Origin of the sequence: Nocardioides iriomotensis, assembly GCF_004168035.1 — a bacterium.
GTDB classification, from domain to species: domain Bacteria; phylum Actinomycetota; class Actinomycetes; order Propionibacteriales; family Nocardioidaceae; genus Nocardioides_B; species Nocardioides_B iriomotensis.
In genome coordinates this window covers 324,779-344,573 of the sequence record NZ_SDPU01000035.1, presented here as the reverse complement: position 1 = coordinate 344,573, position 19,795 = coordinate 324,779, and the positions used below count along the sequence as shown (strand labels likewise).

At 68.8% G+C, this 19,795-nt stretch carries 20 protein-coding genes; 10 read left to right on the top strand and 10 right to left on the bottom strand.

Features of this window, described 5'->3' with window-relative positions:
- Nucleotides 1-140 precede the first annotated feature (140 nt).
- Nucleotides 141-2,057 (top strand): LTA synthase family protein, encoded by a 1,917-nt coding sequence (locus tag ETU37_RS21495; protein ID WP_129989374.1) that lies wholly within the window; start codon nt 141-143, stop codon nt 2,055-2,057.
- Here the strand turns inward: ETU37_RS21495 and ETU37_RS21490 are convergent.
- Together ETU37_RS21490 and ETU37_RS21485 are read right to left on the bottom strand one after the other, a co-directional pair.
- Nucleotides 2,040-3,374, bottom strand: a complete 1,335-nt coding sequence (locus ETU37_RS21490; protein WP_240755878.1) for an NYN domain-containing protein — start codon at nt 3,372-3,374, stop codon at nt 2,040-2,042. The genes ETU37_RS21495 and ETU37_RS21490 overlap by 18 nt on opposite strands.
- On the bottom strand, nt 3,371-3,616 hold the full coding sequence (locus tag ETU37_RS21485; protein WP_129989373.1) for a hypothetical protein: 246 nt from the start codon (nt 3,614-3,616) through the stop codon (nt 3,371-3,373). Before ETU37_RS21485 ends, ETU37_RS21490 begins: the two co-directional genes overlap by 4 nt.
- A 97-nt stretch (nt 3,617-3,713) precedes the next feature.
- On the opposite strand from ETU37_RS21485, the gene ETU37_RS21480 reads away from it, so the two are divergent.
- Genes ETU37_RS21480 through ETU37_RS21470 form a run of 3 tightly spaced genes read left to right on the top strand, consistent with a single transcriptional unit; the run spans nt 3,714 to nt 7,372 of the window.
- On the top strand, nt 3,714-5,507 hold the full coding sequence (locus tag ETU37_RS21480; protein WP_129989372.1) for a DEDD exonuclease domain-containing protein: 1,794 nt from the start codon (nt 3,714-3,716) through the stop codon (nt 5,505-5,507).
- A gap of 37 nt (nt 5,508-5,544) precedes the next feature.
- The gene (locus ETU37_RS21475) at nt 5,545-5,823 is read left to right on the top strand and encodes an Lrp/AsnC family transcriptional regulator (protein WP_129989371.1); all 279 of its coding nucleotides are present in this window, start codon (nt 5,545-5,547) and stop codon (nt 5,821-5,823) included.
- Nucleotides 5,824-5,830: 7 nt separating this feature from the next.
- Nucleotides 5,831-7,372, top strand: coding sequence for a DUF2142 domain-containing protein (locus ETU37_RS21470; protein ID WP_165372635.1), 1,542 nt, complete (start codon nt 5,831-5,833; stop codon nt 7,370-7,372).
- A gap of 118 nt (nt 7,373-7,490) precedes the next feature.
- Here ETU37_RS21470 and ETU37_RS21465 read toward each other — a convergent pair whose 3' ends face one another.
- Nucleotides 7,491-8,546, bottom strand: coding sequence for a GDP-mannose 4,6-dehydratase (locus ETU37_RS21465; protein WP_129989369.1), 1,056 nt, complete (start codon nt 8,544-8,546; stop codon nt 7,491-7,493).
- A 9-nt stretch (nt 8,547-8,555) separates the two neighbouring features.
- Between ETU37_RS21465 and ETU37_RS21460 the strand changes: the two genes are divergently transcribed.
- Nucleotides 8,556-9,695, top strand: a complete 1,140-nt coding sequence (locus ETU37_RS21460) for a glycosyltransferase family 4 protein (protein ID WP_129989368.1) — start codon at nt 8,556-8,558, stop codon at nt 9,693-9,695.
- Between the two features lie 35 nt (nt 9,696-9,730).
- On the opposite strand, the gene ETU37_RS21455 is transcribed toward ETU37_RS21460, so the two are convergent.
- The 3 genes from ETU37_RS21455 to ETU37_RS21445 all read right to left on the bottom strand — a co-directional run bounded on the left by ETU37_RS21455 (nt 9,731) and on the right by ETU37_RS21445 (nt 11,789).
- Complete coding sequence (locus ETU37_RS21455) at nt 9,731-10,132, bottom strand: DUF2304 domain-containing protein (protein WP_165372634.1); 402 nt, start codon at nt 10,130-10,132, stop codon at nt 9,731-9,733.
- A complete protein-coding gene (locus tag ETU37_RS21450; protein ID WP_240755877.1) occupies nt 10,129-10,902 on the bottom strand; it encodes a glycosyltransferase family 2 protein in 774 nt (257 codons plus the stop codon). The genes ETU37_RS21455 and ETU37_RS21450 overlap by 4 nt, the downstream gene beginning before the upstream one ends.
- 83 nt (nt 10,903-10,985) lie before the next feature.
- Nucleotides 10,986-11,789: a glycosyltransferase family 2 protein gene (locus ETU37_RS21445; RefSeq protein WP_129989365.1), complete on the bottom strand. Its 804-nt coding sequence runs from the start codon at nt 11,787-11,789 to the stop codon at nt 10,986-10,988.
- A gap of 150 nt (nt 11,790-11,939) precedes the next feature.
- Here ETU37_RS21445 and ETU37_RS21440 point away from each other — a divergent pair, with 150 nt between their 5' ends.
- Complete coding sequence (locus tag ETU37_RS21440) at nt 11,940-12,554, top strand: hypothetical protein (protein WP_129989364.1); 615 nt, start codon at nt 11,940-11,942, stop codon at nt 12,552-12,554.
- 2 nt (nt 12,555-12,556) lie between these two features.
- Here ETU37_RS21440 and trpD read toward each other — a convergent pair whose 3' ends face one another.
- The 3 genes from trpD to ETU37_RS21425 are packed head-to-tail and all read right to left on the bottom strand — an operon-like array spanning nt 12,557 to nt 14,966.
- Nucleotides 12,557-13,594 (bottom strand): anthranilate phosphoribosyltransferase, encoded by a 1,038-nt coding sequence (gene trpD, locus ETU37_RS21435; RefSeq protein WP_129989363.1) that lies wholly within the window; start codon nt 13,592-13,594, stop codon nt 12,557-12,559.
- A gap of 4 nt (nt 13,595-13,598) precedes the next feature.
- Nucleotides 13,599-14,009 carry an Rv3143 family two-component system response regulator gene (locus ETU37_RS21430; protein ID WP_129989362.1) on the bottom strand — a complete coding sequence of 137 codons (411 nt, stop codon included), beginning with the start codon at nt 14,007-14,009 and terminating at the stop codon, nt 13,599-13,601.
- Nucleotides 14,010-14,051: 42 nt separating this feature from the next.
- Nucleotides 14,052-14,966 (bottom strand): cytochrome c oxidase assembly protein, encoded by a 915-nt coding sequence (locus ETU37_RS21425; RefSeq protein ID WP_240755876.1) that lies wholly within the window; start codon nt 14,964-14,966, stop codon nt 14,052-14,054.
- Nucleotides 14,967-15,081: 115 nt separating this feature from the next.
- On the opposite strand from ETU37_RS21425, the gene ctaE reads away from it, so the two are divergent.
- The 4 genes from ctaE to qcrB all read left to right on the top strand — a co-directional run bounded on the left by ctaE (nt 15,082) and on the right by qcrB (nt 19,455).
- Nucleotides 15,082-15,732, top strand: coding sequence for an aa3-type cytochrome oxidase subunit III (gene ctaE, locus ETU37_RS21420; protein WP_129989361.1), 651 nt, complete (start codon nt 15,082-15,084; stop codon nt 15,730-15,732).
- A gap of 32 nt (nt 15,733-15,764) precedes the next feature.
- Nucleotides 15,765-16,634, top strand: coding sequence for a cytochrome bc1 complex diheme cytochrome c subunit (qcrC, locus tag ETU37_RS21415; RefSeq protein WP_476703579.1), 870 nt, complete (start codon nt 15,765-15,767; stop codon nt 16,632-16,634).
- A gap of 62 nt (nt 16,635-16,696) precedes the next feature.
- Nucleotides 16,697-17,674 (top strand): cytochrome bc1 complex Rieske iron-sulfur subunit, encoded by a 978-nt coding sequence (gene qcrA / locus ETU37_RS21410; protein ID WP_129989533.1) that lies wholly within the window; start codon nt 16,697-16,699, stop codon nt 17,672-17,674.
- Nucleotides 17,675-17,679: 5 nt separating this feature from the next.
- Nucleotides 17,680-19,455, top strand: a complete 1,776-nt coding sequence (gene qcrB, locus ETU37_RS21405) for a cytochrome bc1 complex cytochrome b subunit (protein WP_129989360.1) — start codon at nt 17,680-17,682, stop codon at nt 19,453-19,455.
- A 79-nt stretch (nt 19,456-19,534) separates the two neighbouring features.
- Here the strand turns inward: qcrB and ETU37_RS23380 are convergent, their stop codons facing one another.
- Nucleotides 19,535-19,708, bottom strand: a complete 174-nt coding sequence (locus ETU37_RS23380; protein ID WP_165372633.1) for a hypothetical protein — start codon at nt 19,706-19,708, stop codon at nt 19,535-19,537.
- Nucleotides 19,709-19,795 lie beyond the last annotated feature (87 nt).

Here is a 19,795-nt window from a genome sequence, read left to right as displayed (position 1 = left end):
TCTCGTCGGCCGTCGTTCGTTGCGGAGACCGTGACATCGACCACCGACAGAACCGGTCGCGCGCCACGCCGGGGTGGGTACGTCTACCGTTGACATCCCGTCGGTGTTCCGGTGTCGCTGCGATGGCCAGGAGGTGAAGCGTGCACGTCGTGCCTCGACGCTTCGACCGTGCCCGCATCCGCCGTACCACGCGGCGGACGGGTGTCGAGGCGCTGCTGGCCTTCGCCTGGGCGGCGCTCTGCAACCTGGCGATCGAGCTGCTGCAGTCGAGCGGCGGGTTCACGTTCGCGCTCAAGCCCGCGCTGTTCCTGTTGGGCAGCCTGCTCCTGTGGGTCGCGATGGTGGCGGTCTGGGCCCTCACCGGCCGTCTCCGGGTCGCCGCGGCAGCGCTGGTCGTGGTGACCGTGCTGATCGGCTACGCCAACCACGTGAAGATGGTCCTGCGGCGGGAGCCCCTCTACCCCGACGACTTCGCCATCGCCCCGCACGCCGGGTTCCTCGAGGAGATGGTGGGTGGCGGCACGGTCGCCGCCGTCGCCGCCGTCACCGTGCTGCTCGCCGCCCTCGCCCTGGTGGTCGGGTGGCGGTGGCGCAAGCGGCACCCGCGGCCGCCGCGCGAAGGTCGCCGCACCCTCGTCCGGGCCTTGGTCGTCCGCCTCGTCGTGGCAACGCTGGCCGTCGGCACCCTCGTGTACGCCGCCGGCTTCAACCAGCCCGGCAACGCCGTCCGAGCCGCCTACCGGCTCGGCGACGCGGAGTGGGCGTCGTGGTCGCAGGAGAAGAACTACACCTACAACGGGTTCGTCGGCGGCATGCTCTACAACCTCGACGTGCCGGTCATGAAGAAGCCGGACGACTACAGCCGCGCCACGATGGAGCAGATCGCGGCTCGCTACGTGGCCGCCGCGCAGACGACGAACGCCACCCGCTCCCCTACCGCCCTCGACGGCGTCAACATCGTCGTGGTGCTGAGCGAGAGCTTCAGCGACCCGACGATGCTGGACGGGATCGAGCTGGACGAGGACCCGATCCCCTACACGCGCAGCCTGATGGAGCAGACGACGTCGGGCCAAATGCTGGCGCAGCGCTACGGCAGCGGCACCGCCAACATGGAGTTCGAGACGCTCACCGGCATGTCGACGTCCCAGTTCGACCCGCGGCTGATGACGCCGTACCAGATGCTGGTGCCGCGCTACGACCAGTTCCCGTCGTTCGTGGGGCTGACCCGCGCGTGGGGGTACGACCGGGTCGCGGTGCACCCCTACGACACCTACATGTACCGGCGCGAGTCTGTGTACCCGATCCTCGGCTTCCAGGACTTCGTCGACCGGCGCGAGATGACGGTGCGCAAGCGCATCCAGGGCAGCCCGTTCATCTCCGACAACTCGGCGTTCACCGAGGTGCAGCACCAGATCGACACGCACGACAAGCCGCTGCTCACGCACCTGGTCACCATGCAGAACCACTTCCCGATGGCTGACAGCTACGACGCGCCGATGACGGTGCGCGGCGCCGACGGGTCCACCGAGGACGACGCGGAGGCCTACCTGCGCGGCCTGAGCTTCAGCGACCGCGCCCTGAGGAAGTTCCTGACAACCCTGTCCGAGAGCGACGAGAAGACGGCGGTTCTCTTCTTCGGTGACCACCTGCCCCCCGTGTGGCCGGACCACGTCGCCGAGGAGAACGGGCCGGTCGGGATGCGCGAGACGCCGTTCCTGATGTGGTCGAACTTCCTCACGTTCAACAATCCCCAACCGGTGACCAGCCCGGTGTTCCTGCTGCCGCTGCTGATGGACCAGCTCGGTGCGCCGCTGCCGCCGTACTACCAGCTGCTCCTGCAGCTGCACGCCCAGATCCCCGCCATGCGCGCCGGGCAGCTGTACGACGGCGAGGGCAGCCGCCTCGACCCCGACGAGCTCGCGCCGGAGGCCCAGCAGCTGCTGCACGACTACCGGCTCGTGCAGTACGACCTGTCGGTCGGTCAGCGGTGGAGCCAGGACGCGATGCTCTACCCGCGGTCGACGGAGGATCAGCCGGCGTCAGCTGCGAGCGAGTAGTCGCGACAGGGCAGCCGACGCGACCGGACGCGCTCCCGCCTTGACCACGTCACGGACCACCGCCTGGTCCGTCGTCACCACCACGACGGGCCGGCCCTGCGGCTCCGCGGCGACGAGCTCGCGGATCACGTCGTCGGCAATGACGCCCACCGGGCTGAACAGGACCCGCACGCCCCGAGGCCGGTTGACCAGGGGGCGTTCCTTCTTGTCTGCGGCGTCGAAGACGACCGTCACCTCGGCACCGCTGCGCGCGACCAGCGGAGCGAGTGCACCCAGCAGCCGATCGCGCTGCTTCTCCAGCGACAGCTCGGGCCACGCCGTCTTCGTGACGTTGTAGCCGTCGACGACCATGTGCACCCGCGGGAGGGCCAGCAGCTGCTCGAGCAGCGCGGGGTCGTCGACAGCCATCGAACCGTGCCCGGTGCTGGTGCGGCTGCCCTGCTCCGCGACGTGCGCCTCGACCTGGTCGGCGGGCGCCCCTTCGACCGCGGGCAGTGCCAGCTCCCGCCGCAAGCCCTGCGCGGTGTCGAGCAGCGTGTCCAGCAGCAGGCGAGCGCGCAGGGTCTCCGCGCCGCGCCCGGTGCGCTCGGTGCGCCGTACCGCCGCGAGGTCTGACTCGAGCTCCTCGATCCGGACTCGCAACCGCCGCGTCTCGGCCTCGGCCGCCGTCACGGCGGCCTGGACGTTGCGCCCGGCTTCCGTCGCCGCCTCCTCGGCGGCGGTCGACGCCACCTCGGCACTGCGTAGCCGCGTCCGCACGTCTCCGAGCTTGTGGCGCAGCTCGGCGTTCTCGGCCTTGAGCCGGGCGACCTCCTCCCGGTTGCGGGCGCGGACGTCCCGCAGCTCGTCCGCAGCGGCCTCGAGCTGTCGCCTCAGCCGGTCGACCTGCCCGGCGCTCTGGCGCGACACCTCCACCTCGCGCTCGGCCGCGGCCGCGTCGGCCGAGGCAGCGACGAGGTCGAGCCAGCCGTCGGGACGCAACAGGTAGGCGATGGCGGCCACTTCCACGGGATCGGCAGCGGCCGGGGGTGCGCCGGCCTCGAGCGCGTCGGCGACGGCGGCGACCGCGGTGCGCACCTGACGGGCGAGGTGCTCACGGAACGTGGCGTCGCTCTCGATGACCCCGGCGATCTGGCTGCCGGCGAGCTTGGCGCGGCGACCCGGCGCAAACGTGGCGACGCGCTTGAGCGTCGCCGGGAGGTTCTCCTGCGGCATGCGGCCGAGGGCCTCGGCCGCCAGGGCGACGACACGCTGCCGCACCGGCTCGGGCAACGGGCCCGCGAGCCGGTCGCCGGAGTCCTCCACGGCGGCCGTCACGGCGTGCTGACGTCTGCTTCCGTGCGCTCGGTCAGTTCGATCGCGTCGGACCGGCCGCACCACCGACAGGTCACGCTGGCGACGACTTCGTGGTCGGTGCTGGACTCCTCGACGGTGTGGTCGCCGGCGAGGTCGAAGTGCCAGAACTCCGTGGTGCGCGATGTCCGCACGACGTCGAACCGCGTGAGGTTGCCGCACCCGCTGCAGCGCCAACGGGTGCGGGCATCGGGCAGGGCAACCATGAAAGCTCCTCGTGCATCGTCTCGTCGTACGTCGTGCTCAAAGGGTATGCCGCGTGGCGACCCGATTTGGTCGGTGGCCACATCTAGCGTCCTTCACATGAGCCTCTCCCCCACCACGACCCCCGACGCATCGGGTCGGTCGCGATGGGAGGAGCAGCGCAGCTTCGACGAGCTCGGCCGATCGCTGCGCGACGTGACGTTCTGCGTCGTGGACCTCGAGACCACCGGCGGCTCGGCCGCCGACGGCTCGATGATCACGGAGATCGGCGCCGTCAAGGTCCGCGGCGGCGAGGTGCTCGGCGAGTTCCAGACCCTGGTCAACCCGCACATGGCGATCCCACCGTTCATCGCGGTGCTCACCGGCATCACCGACTCGATGGTCGCTGTCGCCCCGCCGGTCGAGCAGGCGCTCCCTCAGTTCCTCGAGTTCGCGCGTGGCTGCGTGCTCGTGGCCCACAATGCGCCGTTCGACGTCGGGTTCCTGCGTTACTTCGCCGAGCAGCAGGGCCGGGCGTGGCCCGGTTTCGAGGTTCTCGACACCGCCAAGCTCGCGCGGCGCGTCATCACCCGTGACGACGCCCCCAACTGCAAGCTCAGCTCACTGGCCGTGTTGTTCCGGTCGGGCACCACCCCCAACCACCGGGCGCTGTCCGACGCCCGCGCCACCGTCGACGTCCTCCACGGCCTGATGGCGCGGCTGGGCAACCTCGGGGTGCACACCCTCGAGGAGCTGCAGACGTTCTCCTCACGGGTCTCGTCCGCGCAGCGGCGCAAACGTCATCTCGCCGAGGCACTCCCCCACGCTCCGGGCGTCTATCTGTTCCGCGACGACCGCGACCGGGTCCTGTACGTCGGGACCTCGAAGGACCTCCGGACCAGGGTGCGCACCTACTTCACCGCCTCCGAGACGCGCTCCCGCATGGGCGAGATGGTCGGGCTGGCCTCTCGCGTCGAAGGCATCGAGTGCGCCACCGCGCTGGAGGCCGAGGTGCGGGAGCTGCGCCTGATCGCCGAGCACAAGCCGCGCTACAACCGGCGGTCACGGTTCCCCGAGCGGGTGCACTGGATCAAGCTGACGGTCGAGCCCTGGCCCCGGCTGTCGCTCGTGCGCCAGGTCCTCGACGACGGCGCCGACTACATAGGACCGTTCGGCTCCAAGCGCAACGCCGATCGCTCCCTGGCGGCACTGCACGAGGCCTTCCCGATCCGACAGTGCAGCGGCCGCATGCCCAAGCGCCCCGCGCTCAGCGCCTGTGCGCTCGCGGAGATGGGCAAGTGCCTCTCCCCGTGCAACGGCTCGGTCACGGCCGACGACTATGCGCAGGTCGTCTCCGACCTGCGCACGTCCCTGTTGAGCCGCCCCGACGCCGTCGTGACGTCGCTGTCCGCGCGCATGCAGGCGCTCGCCGACCTCGAGCGCTACGAGGACGCCGGCTCCTGGCGGGATCGGCTGACTTCGTTCCTGCGGGCCGCGGCCCGCACCCAGCGGCTCCGCGCCCTCACGAGGTGCGCCGAGATGGTCGCCGCCCGACGCGAGGCGAGCGGATGGGCGGTCCACGTCGTTCGTCACGGACGGCTCGCGGCCGCGGGCGTCATCCCGCCCGGCGCGCACGCCGGCCAGTACGTCGACGAGCTCCGCGCCTCTGCCGAGACGGTCACCGCCGGCCCCGGCCCGACCCCCGCCGCCAGCGCCGAGGAGAGCGAGAAGCTGCTCCGCTGGCTGGAGTCCGACGGCGTGCGGCTCGTCCACGTCGACGGCGAGTGGACGTGTCCGCTCGGGGGCGCGACCAAGCACCTCCGCGTGCACGACGCCGTACAGCAGTCGCGGGAGCGCCTCGTGCCGTTCGAGGACCACCGCGGCCTGCGGCCCGAGCACCAGCCCGCGCGTTAGGCCGTGTAGGCCGTGCCGGTTGCCTTACGGTGGTCCGGTGATCACAGCCATCGTGTTCGTCAAAGCCGACGTCGCCCGCATCCCCGAGGTGGCCGAGCAGATCGCGTCTCTCGACGGCGTCAGCGAGGTCTACTCCGTGACCGGCCAGATCGACCTGATCGCGCTCGTCCGTGTCCGCGACCACGACGACGTGGCCACCGTGGTCGCGGACCGGCTGAACAAGGTGCCCGGCGTGACTGCGACCGAGACGCATATTGCGTTCCGCACGTACTCGCGACACGATCTCGAGTCGGCGTTCTCGTTGGGTCTGGATTGAGCATCGCGTGACCCGAAGCCTCAGCAACCGAGCGCGGACAGCCCTGCTCGTGTCTGTCGGCACCTTGTTGGTCCAAGCGGCTTGGGTACTTGTGGTTCCACCATTCCGCGGAATCGACGAGTTCGACCACGCTTACCGTGCCGCCTCAGTAGTGAATGGCCACTGGGTGTCTGAATCCTTCCCTGCGGATGGCCTCATTGCCTGGGGCCAACTCATCGCTACCGACCCCAGCATTGTCAGAGCAGCATCGCCTGTCTGCCGTACCTATGACTATGTCACCGAGGCCAATTGCCACGCGGTCCGGACCTCCCCAGGCGGGCTAGTCCTTGTGGCAAGTGCAGCCGCCAACTACAACCCTGCCTATTACGCTGTCGTTGGCTGGCCAGCGCTCTTGCTGCACGGGGCTCAGGCCCTCTACCTGATGCGAATCGTCTCCTCGATGATCTGTCTTGCCCTCGTCGCCGTTGCCGCCTTCGCCATCTCGACGTGGGCGAGGACAACTGCTCCTCTGATTGCCTTGTGCATTGCCCTGACGCCGATGGCCCTCTACTCCCTCAGCCTGCCGTCCCCCAACGGCGTCGAAATGGCTGCCGCGATTGCCCTGTGGGCTGCCCTCTTGGGCCTCGGCCGAACCGAGGACGTCGGCCAGTTGAGACTGATGCTGCTCCTCGCCACGGCTGCAACGGTGCCCCTCGTTGTTCCTCGGCTTCTGGGACCGCTGTGGTGGCTGGCGATCACCGGCTTGAGCTGTCTGTGCCTGTCAAGAAAGCGCGTTCGAACCATCTGGAGTCAAGCTCGTGGACCGACGATGCTCTTCCTATCTGTGGGAGTCATTGCTGGTGCAGGTGCCTTGGCGTGGTCGCTGCTGAGAACGCCGAACGCGGTCGGTCAGTCGGCCACTCTCACCCCGCTCGACGCCACTGAGCTCAACTCGCCAACCCTGTTCGTCGCCCACAGCATGCTGTGGGTCCTACAGAGCATCGCCGCCTTTCCGACACGCAACGAGTACGCGCCCTTGTATGTCTACATCTTGGAGTTGTTGTTGCTGATTGGCTGGCTTGCGGCCGTGATGATCCTGGGCTCGCGGCGCATGCGGGTCATGACTACGCTGGTCGGCGTTGCCGGAATCGCCCTCCCAGTCCTCGCCACGCTCCGCACCTACCAGCTGATCGGCTTCGCGTGGCAGGGTCGGTACACGCTGCCACTCACGTTCGGCGTCGTGTTGGTCGGAGGCTTGGCGCTCGACAAAGCACTCGAAGGACGACGCCTCCCGAGGATCGTCATCTTTGCGCCCTTCGTCGTGCTCGCGCTCGCACACGTTGCCAGCGTCGCAGAGGTGCTTACGCGGGAAGCACTCACCAGTCCACTTGCGGGCAGTGACGAGTGGCTCCAGCCGAAGATCTCTTGGATTGTCCTGGTGACGGTTCTCGGCGTGATTCTTTGGCTGACGGCAGCCGTTCTCGCCGACACGACGCGACTCGGCGATCGGAAACCGCCGCCTCCCGGGCACTCGGTGGCTGAGCATCACGCCGATCGGGGCGGCTCATGAACCGCCGACACGCGACGCCTCCCGCAGCGCCACCGTGAAACGCGATGGCACGAGAAACTGGACTGCCAACTGCTCCTGATGCGACCAACGCTTAGGTCAGTGTCCCGACCTCGTCACGTCAGACGCTCAGGTGCTGGATCTGAGCGGTCATCAGCGCCTCGACCACTCCCTCAAAAGTAACGGTCGGCCTCCAGCCGAGACTTCGAAGCTTCGTCGCGTCTCCCACCAATGAGAGAGGGTCCGCAGGTCGAAAGAGACTCCTGTCGATCTCGACGCGCCTCTCCCAGTCTTCGATCCCGACCATCCGAAACGCTGCAGCGACGAAGTCGCGCACACTGCGTGCCTCGCCTGTCGCCACGACGTGGTCGCCTGCCGCCGGCGCGTCGATGATCCGGCACATCGCATCGACGTAGTCCGGTGCGAACCCCCAGTCCCTGGCCGCGTCGATGTTGCCTAGGGTCAACTTCTCGCGCTGGCCTGCCGCGATCTCAGCCACGCCACGAGCGATCTTGGCAGCAACAAACGACTCTGGGCGTCGAGGGGACTCGTGGTTGTAGAGGATGGCGGTCGAAGCGAAGAGGCCGCGTCGCCGATACACCCCGACCATCGAGTGGGCGAACGCCTTTGCGGCTCCATACGGTGTCACCGGCGCGATGGGCGTGTCCTCGTTCTGAGGGCTGACCGGAGGATCACCGAAGATCTCCGCACTGGACGCCTGAAGGAAGCGCACCGGGTGCCCGTGCGCGTGCAGGTCCCACGCTGCCGCCAACAGTCGGACCGCCCCGACACCCAACACCTCTGCAGACTCAGCAGGGTGGGACCACGAGCGAGCGACAGATGTGGAGCCCGCCAGGTTGAAGATGTGGGTCGGCTCGAGCTCCTGGACCAGGTGCCCCATGGCGCGCTCGTCCACGAGGTCGGCGTGGTGCAGTTGGACACCGGGCAGGTCGTCATGCCGGGTGTTCACGCGCTCCGCGTGCCGGTCAGTTCCATGCACTTCGTGGCCAGCATCCGCCAGCCGGCGCGCCAGGTACCAACCATCCTGACCAAGAACACCTGTGATGAGCGCGCGATGGCGACCTGACGTCACAACGACCCTTCTCGACCGGCAACTGTTCAGCCAGCCTAGTGGTCCATTTGCGGGCGCGCGGTGGGCGGGTGACGACGAGAGCATCGACCTGCCATGAAAGCATCAGGCGAGATCGATACGCGTGGAGAGATGAGCGAAGTGCCAATGCCGAATCACGCGACACGCGTCCTTCGCGTGTCCCTGCCGATGATGAACCTCGTCCCCGGGGGGATGGGCGGCAGCGAGACCTACGCCGTGGAGCTTGCCAAGGCTTTGGCCGCGATGGAGGACGTCGCCATCACCGTCGGACTCCCGGCCACAGCCGCGCAGCCGGACCTCCCCTTTCGGAGCGTGCTGGCGGGCAGCGTACGGGGCGGGAGTTCGGCTTCGAGGCGACTTGGCAGTCAGCTGACTGCCGAGGTCTCGTCACCGATGCGGCAACTGATCCGCGACAGTGACGTCGTCCACTACCCCCTCACTGTCCCTAGCCCACGCCCGCCCCGAGGCAAGCCCGCGGTGGTCACGCTCCTCGACACGCAACACCACGATTTCCCCGATCACTTCAGTTCCGCAGAGCTCTGGTACCGCAAGTTCCGCTACGACCGCCCCTCACAGCGCGCTGACGCCGTGGTCACCATCAGCGAGTTCTGCAAGGAACGCATAAACAGTCACCTCGGCATTCCTCTCGACCGCATCCACGTTGCTCACCTGGGCGTCGACGCGCGTGCTTTCGAACCCAATACCGGCAGACGGCAGGACTTCGTCCTGTACCCGGCGCGCGGGTGGCCCCACAAGAATCATGCACGGCTCATCGAAGCCATGCGACTGGTGAGAGAGCACCACCCGGAGACACGCCTCGTGCTGACAGGAGGCGCGCTCGACACACTCGGTCTTGTGCCTGATTGGGTCGAGGTGCGTGGCTTGGTGTCACGAACGGAGCTCCTTAACCTTTATCGAGAGGCCGCCTGTCTCGCATTCCCCAGCCTCTACGAAGGCTTTGGTCTCCCCCCGCTGGAGGCCATGGCGTCCGGCTGCCCCGTTGCGGCATCCTGCGCCGGCTCGTTGCCAGAGATCTGCGGGGACGCCGCGGTGATGTTCGATCCTTTCGACATCACGTCGATGGCCAGCAGCATCATGAGCGCCATGCAGACTCGGACGCTGACTCCCCGTGGCATCGAACGCGCGCGCACCTACACCTGGGATCGTTGCGCACGCAAGCACGTGGAGGTCTACAGGGCGGTTGCGTCGAACTGACCCGTCAGCCCGTGCCGAGAATGGTCCGGGTCGGGTCAGCGGTCCTGATGGTCGGAGACGCTCCAGTCGTCGGCCTGAAGTGTCGCTTCCCGGTTGGTCTCCGGGTGCTCGAGGCCGAGACGGAGAAGAGCAACCTCTTCGGCGAGGGCACGCGTTCGGTCCTCCAGCCGCCCCAGCTCGTAGCTGTGGTGAACGCTGATCCCGAGGAGCAGCATGCTGGCGACGAAGAAGAGCAGGTTGACTGGCACCTCGACGCCGATCAGGTCGGACAAGAAGTAGATCGTCTGCGGGAAGGCTGCCACAGCCAGGGTCAACAACGACACCGCGACCCAGAGCACCGCGTACTTCTCACGAAGGTGCTTACGTCGAAGCAACTCGAACAGCAGCACGAGCGTGAAGACGGAGCCGATCAGGCCCAGGATCAGATTGGCTCTCATTCGTGATGTCCTTGCGACTCGGGGAGCTCGGCATCGCGGATCTCCTCTGGCACGGGCCATTGGCGGACCAGGGCGAGGCTCAGCGCGGCCACCGCGCGGGCCAGGTACAACGTCGCTCGGAACGCGGACTGTGACGGAGCTCCGTATGAGCGCGTGCGCATCTCGACGGGCATCTGGTCGATAGAGCAGCCCGTGCGCAAGGCAATCACGAGCGACTCGACTGTGTCGCCGAGGTACTCGGCCGGGTAGTGGAGGGCAAACAGCTCGATGCACCGAGGCCCGGCGGCCCGGAACCCGCTCGTCACGTCTGTGAGGCGAACATCGGCCAGGCGCGAGAGAACGGAGGCGAGCAGTCGCATGGCCAGCCGGCGGGCAAAAGCAGCTCGATACTCGCCGATCCCCGCGAACCTCGCCCCGACCACGAGGTCCACGTCAGCCAGGCCATCGACCAGCTTGTGGATGTACGCCGGGTCGTGCTGTCCGTCCGCATCGACCTGGACCACGACGTCGTACCCGTGTCGGAGGGCGAACTTGTAGGCCGCCCGCATGGCCCCGCCGACGCCGAGGTTGAACGGTAGGCTGCACACCATCGCGCCGGCTTCCGAGGCACGCTTGGCCGTCTCGTCCGTGGACCCGTCGTCGACGACAAGCACGTCGTAGTCCGGGCAGCGATCCCGCACGTCGCGGACGACGCTGCCGACGGATCGGGCCTCGTTGAGCGCGGGGAGCACCACGAGGATACGAGTGCCGTCGGCGTGTGGATCGAACACCCCTGCATCGTAGGTCGGATGACGTCTCGGCGCGGGGACCGCATGGCCTCGGGTACGCCGCCTCGGCGTGAACCGTGAGCGGGTCATGAGGTGGCGTGGGCGAGCGCGACCTTGCTCGCCTTTCGGTTGACTTGGCGCGCCGCGACGTGAGTCGCGAGTCGGACCGGAAGGTCCCAGAGCGGCGCCAACCTTCGGGTACGCCTCGACAGGTAGCGATGCTTAACCATCTCCGACTCGGCGAGCGAGTGACGGCGATTCGCGACCGTCAGCGACTCGGGATGCCAGCGGAAGCTGGAGACCACCCGCTTGGTGGACAGGAACGGTCCGAGTCGTCTGAGGCGCAGCAGCATGTCGAGATCCATCGCGTAGCGCAGCGTCTCGTCATAGCGGCCGGCTCGTCGAACGTGAGCCAGACGGTGGAGCGCCGAAGGCTGTGGGACGAGGTCGGGGCCCCAGCCCAGGATCCGTGTCGCAACGTCGCCAGCGCGACTCACTCCGATCGGTCGACCCTCCGGGTCGATGTAGGTGCAGGCTCCGAACGCAACGGATGCGTCGGGGTCGTTGTCAAGCATGTCGCGCAGCGCTGCGAGCGCGCCAGGCGCCAGGAAGTCGTCGTCGTTGAGCCAGGCGTAGTAACGCTCCTCCTCGACACTGTCGAGTCCGGCGTTCACCGCGGCCGACAGTCCGCGCCCCGGGTCGTCCACCACCGTCGCACCCATGTCGCCGGCCATCACCCGGGCGGTCGTGGCACTCTCCGGCACCACGACGACAACTCGGACCCGTACGTCGTCCTGCCCGAGCGCGCTCGCAAGGGACGCGCCAAGGGTGTCGACACGCTCCCCCAGCGTGGGCACGATCACGACGACGTCCGCCGTCTTATCGGGCATAGTCTCTCCCCGTCGATTCAGCACGTTTCTCCCGGTTCTCGCCGCCTGACGGCGCGAGAAGGCACCCGGCAAAGGCTCTACGGTACCCGTTCGGCTCCCCCGCTCGAACCACCGGGCTGTCGGGCGCAGCGTCGCCGGTATCCTCCGCGCATGTCATGGCTCGATGCTCTCGGATGGGCCGGCTCGGCGCTCCTGGTCTTCTCGCTCATGCAGGCACGGGTGCTGCGCTTCCGTGTGCTCAACCTCGTCGCCTGCCTGATCCTCGTGGTCTTCAACGCCGTCCTGGGGATCTGGCCGATGGTCGCGATGAACGTCGTGCTCTCCGCCATCAACCTGTGGTTCCTCCGGAAGCTGCTCTCCGAGCGCCACGACGAGCGAGCTTTCGCGGTGCTCGAGGTGTCACCGGCTGACGAGTACCTGCGCCACGTGCTGCGGGTGCACCAGTCGGACATGCTCAAGCACCAGCCGGACCTGCTGTGGGACGGCGGTGCTCCCGGCCGGCGGGCTTTCCTCGTCCTGCACGGCGACGAGACCGTCGGCGTCGTGCTCGCCCGGGAGGAGGCGGACGGCGTCCTGCAGATCGAGCTCGACTGGGTGTCGCCCCGGTTCCGGGACTTCGCGCCCGGGGAGTTCGTGTGGCGGCGCAGCGACGTGCTGCGCGAGCAGGGGCTGCGCCGCGTGGTGTCGCCGCCGGCCATGGTGGCGCCGTACTACGACAAGATCGGCTTTCGCCGCGAGGGCGACGTCTTCGTGATGGAGGTCTGAGCTCAGCGGGCCGCGGCGGAGGCCTCGACCCAGCGGTCGAGCGTCGACTGAGCGGCGCCGGCGTCGATGGACTGCCGCGCCCGGGCGATGCCGGCCTCGAGCCGGGACCGGTGGTCGCCCGCCTCCCCCGCGTGTACGGCGAGCGCGGCGCCGGCGTTGAGCAGCACGGCGTCGCGCACCGGGCCCTGCTCCCCCGCCACGAGGCGCCGGACGACCTCGGCGTTGTAGGCGGCGTCCTTGCCGCGCAGCCCCTCGGGCGTGCCGCCGCCGAGGCCGTAGTCGTCGGGGTCGATCGTGAACTCCTCGATCTCCCCGCCGCTCGCGGCCCAGACCCGGGACGTCGTGGTGGTGGTCAGCTCGTCGAGGCCGTCGTCGCCGCGGAACACCCAGGCGTCGACGCCGCGCCGGGCGAACACGCCGGCCATCAGCGGCGCCTGCCGGACGTCGGCGCAGCCGATCGCCTGGGCGGCCGGCTTGGCGGGGTGGGCCAGCGGTCCGAGCAGGTTGAAGGTCGTGGCGACGCCCAGCTCCCGCCGCGGGACGGCGGCGTGGCGCAGCGCCGGGTGGAAGGCGGCGGCGAAGCAGAAGGTGATGCCCACCTCCTCACCCACGCGGGCCACCTCGGTCGGCGAGAGGTCGAGCCGGACGCCGAGCGCCTCGAGCACGTCGGCGGAGCCGGCCTTGGACGAGGCCGAGCGGTTGCCGTGCTTGACGACGGGGGCTCCGGCGCCGGCGGCGACGATCGCCGCCATCGTGGAGATGTTGACCGACATCGAGCGGTCGCCGCCGGTGCCGACGATGTCGAGCACGCGGCCGGTGACGACGATCGGCGTCGCGACGGCGTACATCGCGTCGATGAGCCCCTCGACCTCGTCGACGGTCTCGCCCTTGGCGCGCAGCGCGATCGCGAAGCCGGCGATCTGCGACTCGGTCGCCTCGCCGCGCAGGATCTCCCCCATCGCCCACGCGGTCTGGTCGGCGGTGAGGTCGGTGCGCGACACCAGGGCCGCGAGCACCTCGGGCCAGGTGTGGGCGCTCACGGGATCAGGCAGCGACGCGCGACGCCAGCAGCCGGATGACGGCCTCGGCGAGCTGCACCGGGTCGATCGGGTGCGGTACGGCGGCCTCCGCGCGCGACCAGGTGGCGAGCCAGGCGTCCTGGGGACGCCCGGTGAGCACGAGGATCGGGGGGCAGTTGAAGATCTCGTCCTTCATCTGCTTGGCGAGGCCCATGCCGCCGGCGGGGACGGCCTCGCCGTCGAGGATCGCGAGGTCGATCTCGCCGGAGTCCATCTGCTGGAGCACGACCGGCTGGGTCGCCACCTCGACGTACGCCAGCTCGGGAAAGTCCGGGTGCGGGCGCTTGCCGAGGGCGAGGATGACCTGGCTGCGCGTGTTCGCGTCGTCGCTGTAGACGAGGACCTTCAACGGCTGGCTGGTGGTGGCGTCGCTCACGCGGCTGATCGTACCGGTGGCGATCGGCGCCACGTGCGGTGGTCAGCCGCCGGATCGCTCCAGCCGGTCGAGGCGCCGGTCCTCGCGGGCGGCCTCCTTCATCGAGGCGCGCACCCACTGCGTGAACAGCACCGCGAGGAAGACCAGGCCGATGATGTCGCCGGACCCCCAGAGGATGCCCCCGGCGAGGTGCTGGTCGGCGGCCGGGTCGGGCAGCCAGGCGAGACCGGCCGTCTCGGGCAGGGCCCGGTACCAGTCGCCGGCGATGAGCTCGGTCTGCCCCATGATCGTCACGCCGAGGAACGCGTGGAACGGCAGCGTGAGGAAGACCATCAGCAGCCGGAACGGGTACGCGATCCGTCCGGGCACCGGATCGATCCCGACCATCGGCCAGAAGAACAGCGCGCCGACCAGCACCAGGTGGACGTGCATCATCTCGTGCACGTAGTCCGAGCGGAGCGAGGCGTCGTACCAGCCGGTGAAGTAGAGCGCCCAGGGGCTGGCCACGAACAGCGCGAGGGTGAGCGGCGCGAACGTCAGCACCATCGCGAGGCGCGAGTGCAGGAGGGCGAGCAGCCAGCCGCGCGGCCGGGCCGGCAGCGTGCGCAGCGCCAGGGTGACGGGCGCCCCGAGCGCCAGGAACAGCGGCACGAGCATCGCCAGCAGCATGTGCTGGACCATGTGCACCGAGAGTAGAACCGTGTCATACCGGCCCAGACCGGACATCGTGGCGAAACCGAACAGGCACATCCCGCCCACGACGAAGGAGACGGTCCGACCCAGCGGCCACGCGTCGCCGCGCCGGCGGAGCGTCCACACGCCGAGCAGGTACAGGCCCGTGACCCACACCAGCAGCACGAACAGGAACGGGTCGATCCCCCACCCCGTGAACACCCGGCCGAGGTCGAACGGCGGGAGCCCCGCGAGCTCCGCCGCGCCGTCGAGGATGGGGATCACGGGACCAGCCTAGGAGCGGGTCCACGCCCCGGCTCCGGCGGCGGCAACGGATGTGAAACATGTGACGCCGACAAGCCGGGGGTCGGGGTGCATCCGGTCGGTACGTACGGCAATAATGTCGCCCGTGGCGACTACAGCGACAGCAATCCCTGCCTCCCGCCTGCACGGGCACCACGACAGGCCGAGCATGGTCAGCGTCGGGACGATCGTGTGGCTCTCCTCGGAGCTGATGTTCTTCGCGGCCCTGTTCGCGTCGTACTTCACGATTCGCGCCGTGTCGCCCGAGCTGTGGGCCCAGGAGACGGCCAAGCTGAACGTCCCGTTCTCCACGCTCAACACCACCGTGCTGGTGCTGTCGTCGCTGACCTGCCAGCTGGGTGTCTTCGCCGCCGAGCGCGGTCAGGTCGGCCGCACGGGCGGTGTCCTCAACGTCAAGGGCTGGGGCCTGCGTGAGTGGTTCATCCTCACCTACCTCATGGGTGCCTTCTTCATCGGCGGCCAGGCCCTCGAGTACACCGAGCTGATGCACGAGGGCGTGACGATCCCGTCGTCCGCCTACGGCTCGGTCTTCTACCTGACCACCGGCTTCCACGGACTGCACGTGACCGGCGGCCTGATCGCCTTCCTGCTCGTGCTCGGCCGCACCTACATCGCCCGGAAGTTCACCCACGAACAAGCGGTCAGCGCGATCGTCGTGTCCTACTACTGGCACTTCGTCGACGTCGTCTGGATCGGCCTGTTCGCGACCATCTACCTGATCAAGTAGTTCTGGACCGAAACCACAGAAGGAACTTCCTCGTGAGACTCCTCACCGATCGACTGGCCGCCCGCCTCTCGCGTGGCCGTCGGGGCCGGTACGCCGGCGTCGTCGTGCTGATGCTGGGGCTGCTGGTGACGGGCGGCGCGTACGCCGTCCTGTCCCCCGCCCAGGCATCCGACGAGGCGGCCGACCAGTCCACGGTCGACCAGGGCCGCGCCCTCTTCCTCGTGGGCTGCGCGTCCTGCCACGGCAAGAACGGCGAGGGCGTCACGCTCCAGAACGGCAACCAGTACGGTCCGCCGCTCGCCGGCGTGGGCGCCGCCGCGGTCGACTTCCAGGTCGGCACCGGCCGCATGCCGATGGCTCGCCCGGGCGTCCAGGCGCCGAAGAAGGACGTCCTGTACTCCGAGGAGGAGATCTCGGCGCTGGCGGCGTACGTCGCCTCCCTCGGCCCCGGCCCGGCCATCCCCGAGTCGGACGCCTACGACCCCCTGGCGATCCCCGAGGAGGACCGCGAGGAGGCCATCGTCCGGGGCGGCGAGTTCTTCCGCACCAACTGCACGGCCTGCCACAACTTCGCCGCGTCCGGCGGCGCGCTTCCGGGCGGCAAGTACGCCCCGAGCCTGCGCGGCGTCTCCGACAAGCACATCTACGAGGCGATGCTCACCGGTCCGCAGCAGATGCCCGTCTTCTCCGACGAGGTCCTCAAGTCCGAGGAGAAGCGCGACATCATCGCGTACCTGAACAGCATCGAGGACGCTCCGCGGTACGGCGGCGGCAACATGGGCGCCTTCGGCCCGGTCAGCGAGGGTCTCTTCGCGTGGCTGGTCGGCATCGGCGCCTGCGTCGGCTTCGCCGTGTGGATCGCCTCCTCCTCCACGCGCTCCAAGAAGGGAACCCAGTCGTGAGCCACGACGAGATCGCCCGACGAGATGGCGACCACGCCGAGGAGCCGATCGTCAACCCGGGGATGCACGAGCACCAGCCCCGCCCGACCGACATCGACGACGTCGCGGGGCGGCGCGCCGAGCGCCAGGTCGCCACGTTCTTCGGCCTGTCGTCGGTGATGGCGATCCTGTTCTGCGTCGCCTACTTCACCTTCGACATCGGTGACGAGCCCGACCTGTTCCTCGGCTACGGCGCGTCCAACATCTTCCTCGGCCTGACCCTCGGCCTCGCCCTGCTGTTCATCGGCATCGGCGCGATCCAGTGGGCCCGCAAGCTGATGAGCGACGTCGAGATCTCCGAGGCGCGGCACCCCTCGCGCTCCTCCGACGAGGACCGCGACATCGCCTTGAGCGCGCTCAACCAGGGCATCGCCGACTCCGCCATCGGCCGCCGGCCGCTGATCCGCAACTCGCTGCTCGGCGCGCTCGGCGCGCTCGGCCTCCCGGCGATCGTGGCCCTGCGCGACCTCGGTCCGCTGCCCGGTACGGCGCTCGAGCAGACGGTGTGGCGCAAGGGCATGCGGGTCGTCAACGACGTGTCCGGCACCCCGATCAAGGCCGAGCAGATGGAGATCGGCCAGCTGGTCAACGCCGAGCCGGGCATCTTCTTCGCGGTCGACGAGGAGGGCGAGCCCGTCGTCGAGGGCGTCGAGCTGCAGCAGGAGAAGGCCAAGGCGGCCGTGATCCTGGTGAAGATGCGCCCGGAGGACATCACGCCGTACCCGAACCGGGAGAACTGGGGCGTCGAAGGGGTGCTCTGCTACTCCAAGATCTGCACCCACGTCGGGTGCCCCATCTCGCTGTGGGAGCAGCAGACCCATCATCTGCTCTGCCCGTGCCACCAGTCGACGTTCGACCTCGCCGACAACGGCAAGGTGATCTTCGGTCCGGCCGCACGCGCCCTTCCGCAGCTTCCGCTTATGGTGGACGACGAGGGATACCTCGTGGCTCAGAGCGACTTCCCTGAGCCGGTCGGCCCCAGCTACTGGGAACGTGGGTGACAACGATGAGTCATGCAACCACCAACGGCGCCAAGGCCGCGACGGCCAAGCGTGCGAACCCCCTCGGCGGGCTGCTGACCTGGGCCGACGACCGGACCGGTCTGGCCGCGGTGTCGAAGAAGCAGATCCGCAAGGTCTTCCCCGACCACTGGTCGTTCATGCTGGGCGAGATCGCCCTGTGGAGCTTCGTCGTCCTGCTGCTCACCGGCACGTTCCTCACGCTGTGGTTCAAGCCGAGCATGGCCGAGGTCGTCTACGACGGCTCCTACGACCAGCTCCGCGGACTGCACATGTCGGAGGCCTACGCCTCCACGCTGGACATCTCGTTCGACATTCGCGGCGGCCTGCTGATGCGCCAGATGCACCACTGGTCGGCGATGCTCTTCATCGCCGCGATGTTCGTGCACATGATGCGCGTGTTCTTCACCGGCGCCTTCCGCAAGCCGCGCGAGCTCAACTATCTGATCGGGCTGCTGCTCCTGCTGCTCGGTGTCATCGAGGGCTTCGCCGGCTACTCGCTGCCCGACGACCTGCTGTCCGGCACCGGCCTCCGGATCGCCGACGGCCTCGTCAAGGCGACCCCCGTCCTCGGCACGTACATGTCGTTCTTCATGTTCGGCGGGGAGTTCCCGGGTGATGTGATCATCCCGCGGCTCTACATCGTGCACGTGCTGCTGATCCCGGGCATCCTGCTGGCGCTGATCGGGCTGCACATGCTGCTGCTCGTGTACCAGAAGCACACGCAGTGGCCCGGCCCCGGCCGCACGAACAACAACGTCGTCGGCTACCCGATGCTGCCGGTGTACGCCGCGAAGGCGGGCGGTTTCTTCTTCATCGTCTTCGGCGTGACCGCCCTGATGGGCGGCCTGCTCAGCATCAACCCGGTGTGGCGCTACGGCCCGTACAACCCGGCCGAGGTGACCGCGGGCTCGCAGCCCGACTGGTACATGGGGTTCGCCGAGGGTCTGCTGCGGATCATGCCCGGCTGGGAGACGCACATCTTCGGCTTCACGATCAGCTGGAACGTGATGCTTCCCGGCCAGATCATCCCGGTGATGTTCCTCGCCGCGATGTTGGCGTACCCGTTCATCGAGGCCTGGATCACCGGAGACAAGCGGGAGCACCACCTGCTGCAGCGGCCGCGCAACGCGCCCACCCGCACCGCGTTCCTGGTCTCGCTCATGACCGCGTACGGCATGCTCTGGATGGCCGGCGGCAACGACCTCCTGGCCGTGATCTTCAACCTGAACCTGAACTACATCACGTACTTCATGCGGGTCATGGTCTTCGTCGCCCCGGTGGTCGCGTTCATCGTCACCAGGCGCTGGTGCATCTCGCTCCAGCGTCAGGACGAGGCCCGGCTGCTGCACGGCTACGAGACCGGCGTGATCATGCGCTCCCCTGAGGGCGCGTACGCCGAGAAGCACCTGCCGATCTCCGGCGACGAGGCCTACACCCTCACCGCCCGCGACCGCGACCCGCTGCTCCCGGCTCCGACCGCCGCCGACGAGAACGGCGTGGCAGCCCGCCACGTCCGGCTCCACCGGCTGCGGGCCCGCCTCTCACGTGCGTGGTTCGCCCACAACGTGCAGAAGCCGACCACGACGGAGCTCGAGGAGGCCCGGCACCACGCCGAGCACGAGCTGGCCGTGCGCGACGACGGGCACCAGCACGTCAGCGGCGACTACACCGGTGACTACGAGCTCGACGGCCACGCGGCCGACGGCCACCAGTTCGACGGCCGTCATGGCGTCTCCGGCGAGGAGCTCCGCCAGCACTGAGTCACTGACAGGCAACGACGAAGGGCCCCACCGTTCGCGGTGGGGCCCTTCGTCGTCCATCCGGGTGGTCGAACGTCGGTCAGATCGGTGGCGGCGAGGCGTGCGAGCGTCGTCGTGCGTGCTCGTGCCGGCCGGCGCGGTTCATGGCGCGCACCGTGCGGCGCACCTGGCGGTCACGACGGGCGGAGCCCAGCGTGGTCATCGAGGAGTCGAAGGACATGAGGGCGATGGCGGTGGTGATCGGCGTGTTCATGAGGACAAGCCTGCCGATCAGGGCCCCTCGCCCACCAGGTACTGGAGTCCGATCTCGACGGGCCGCCACGTCCTCCCTCAGGAGGAC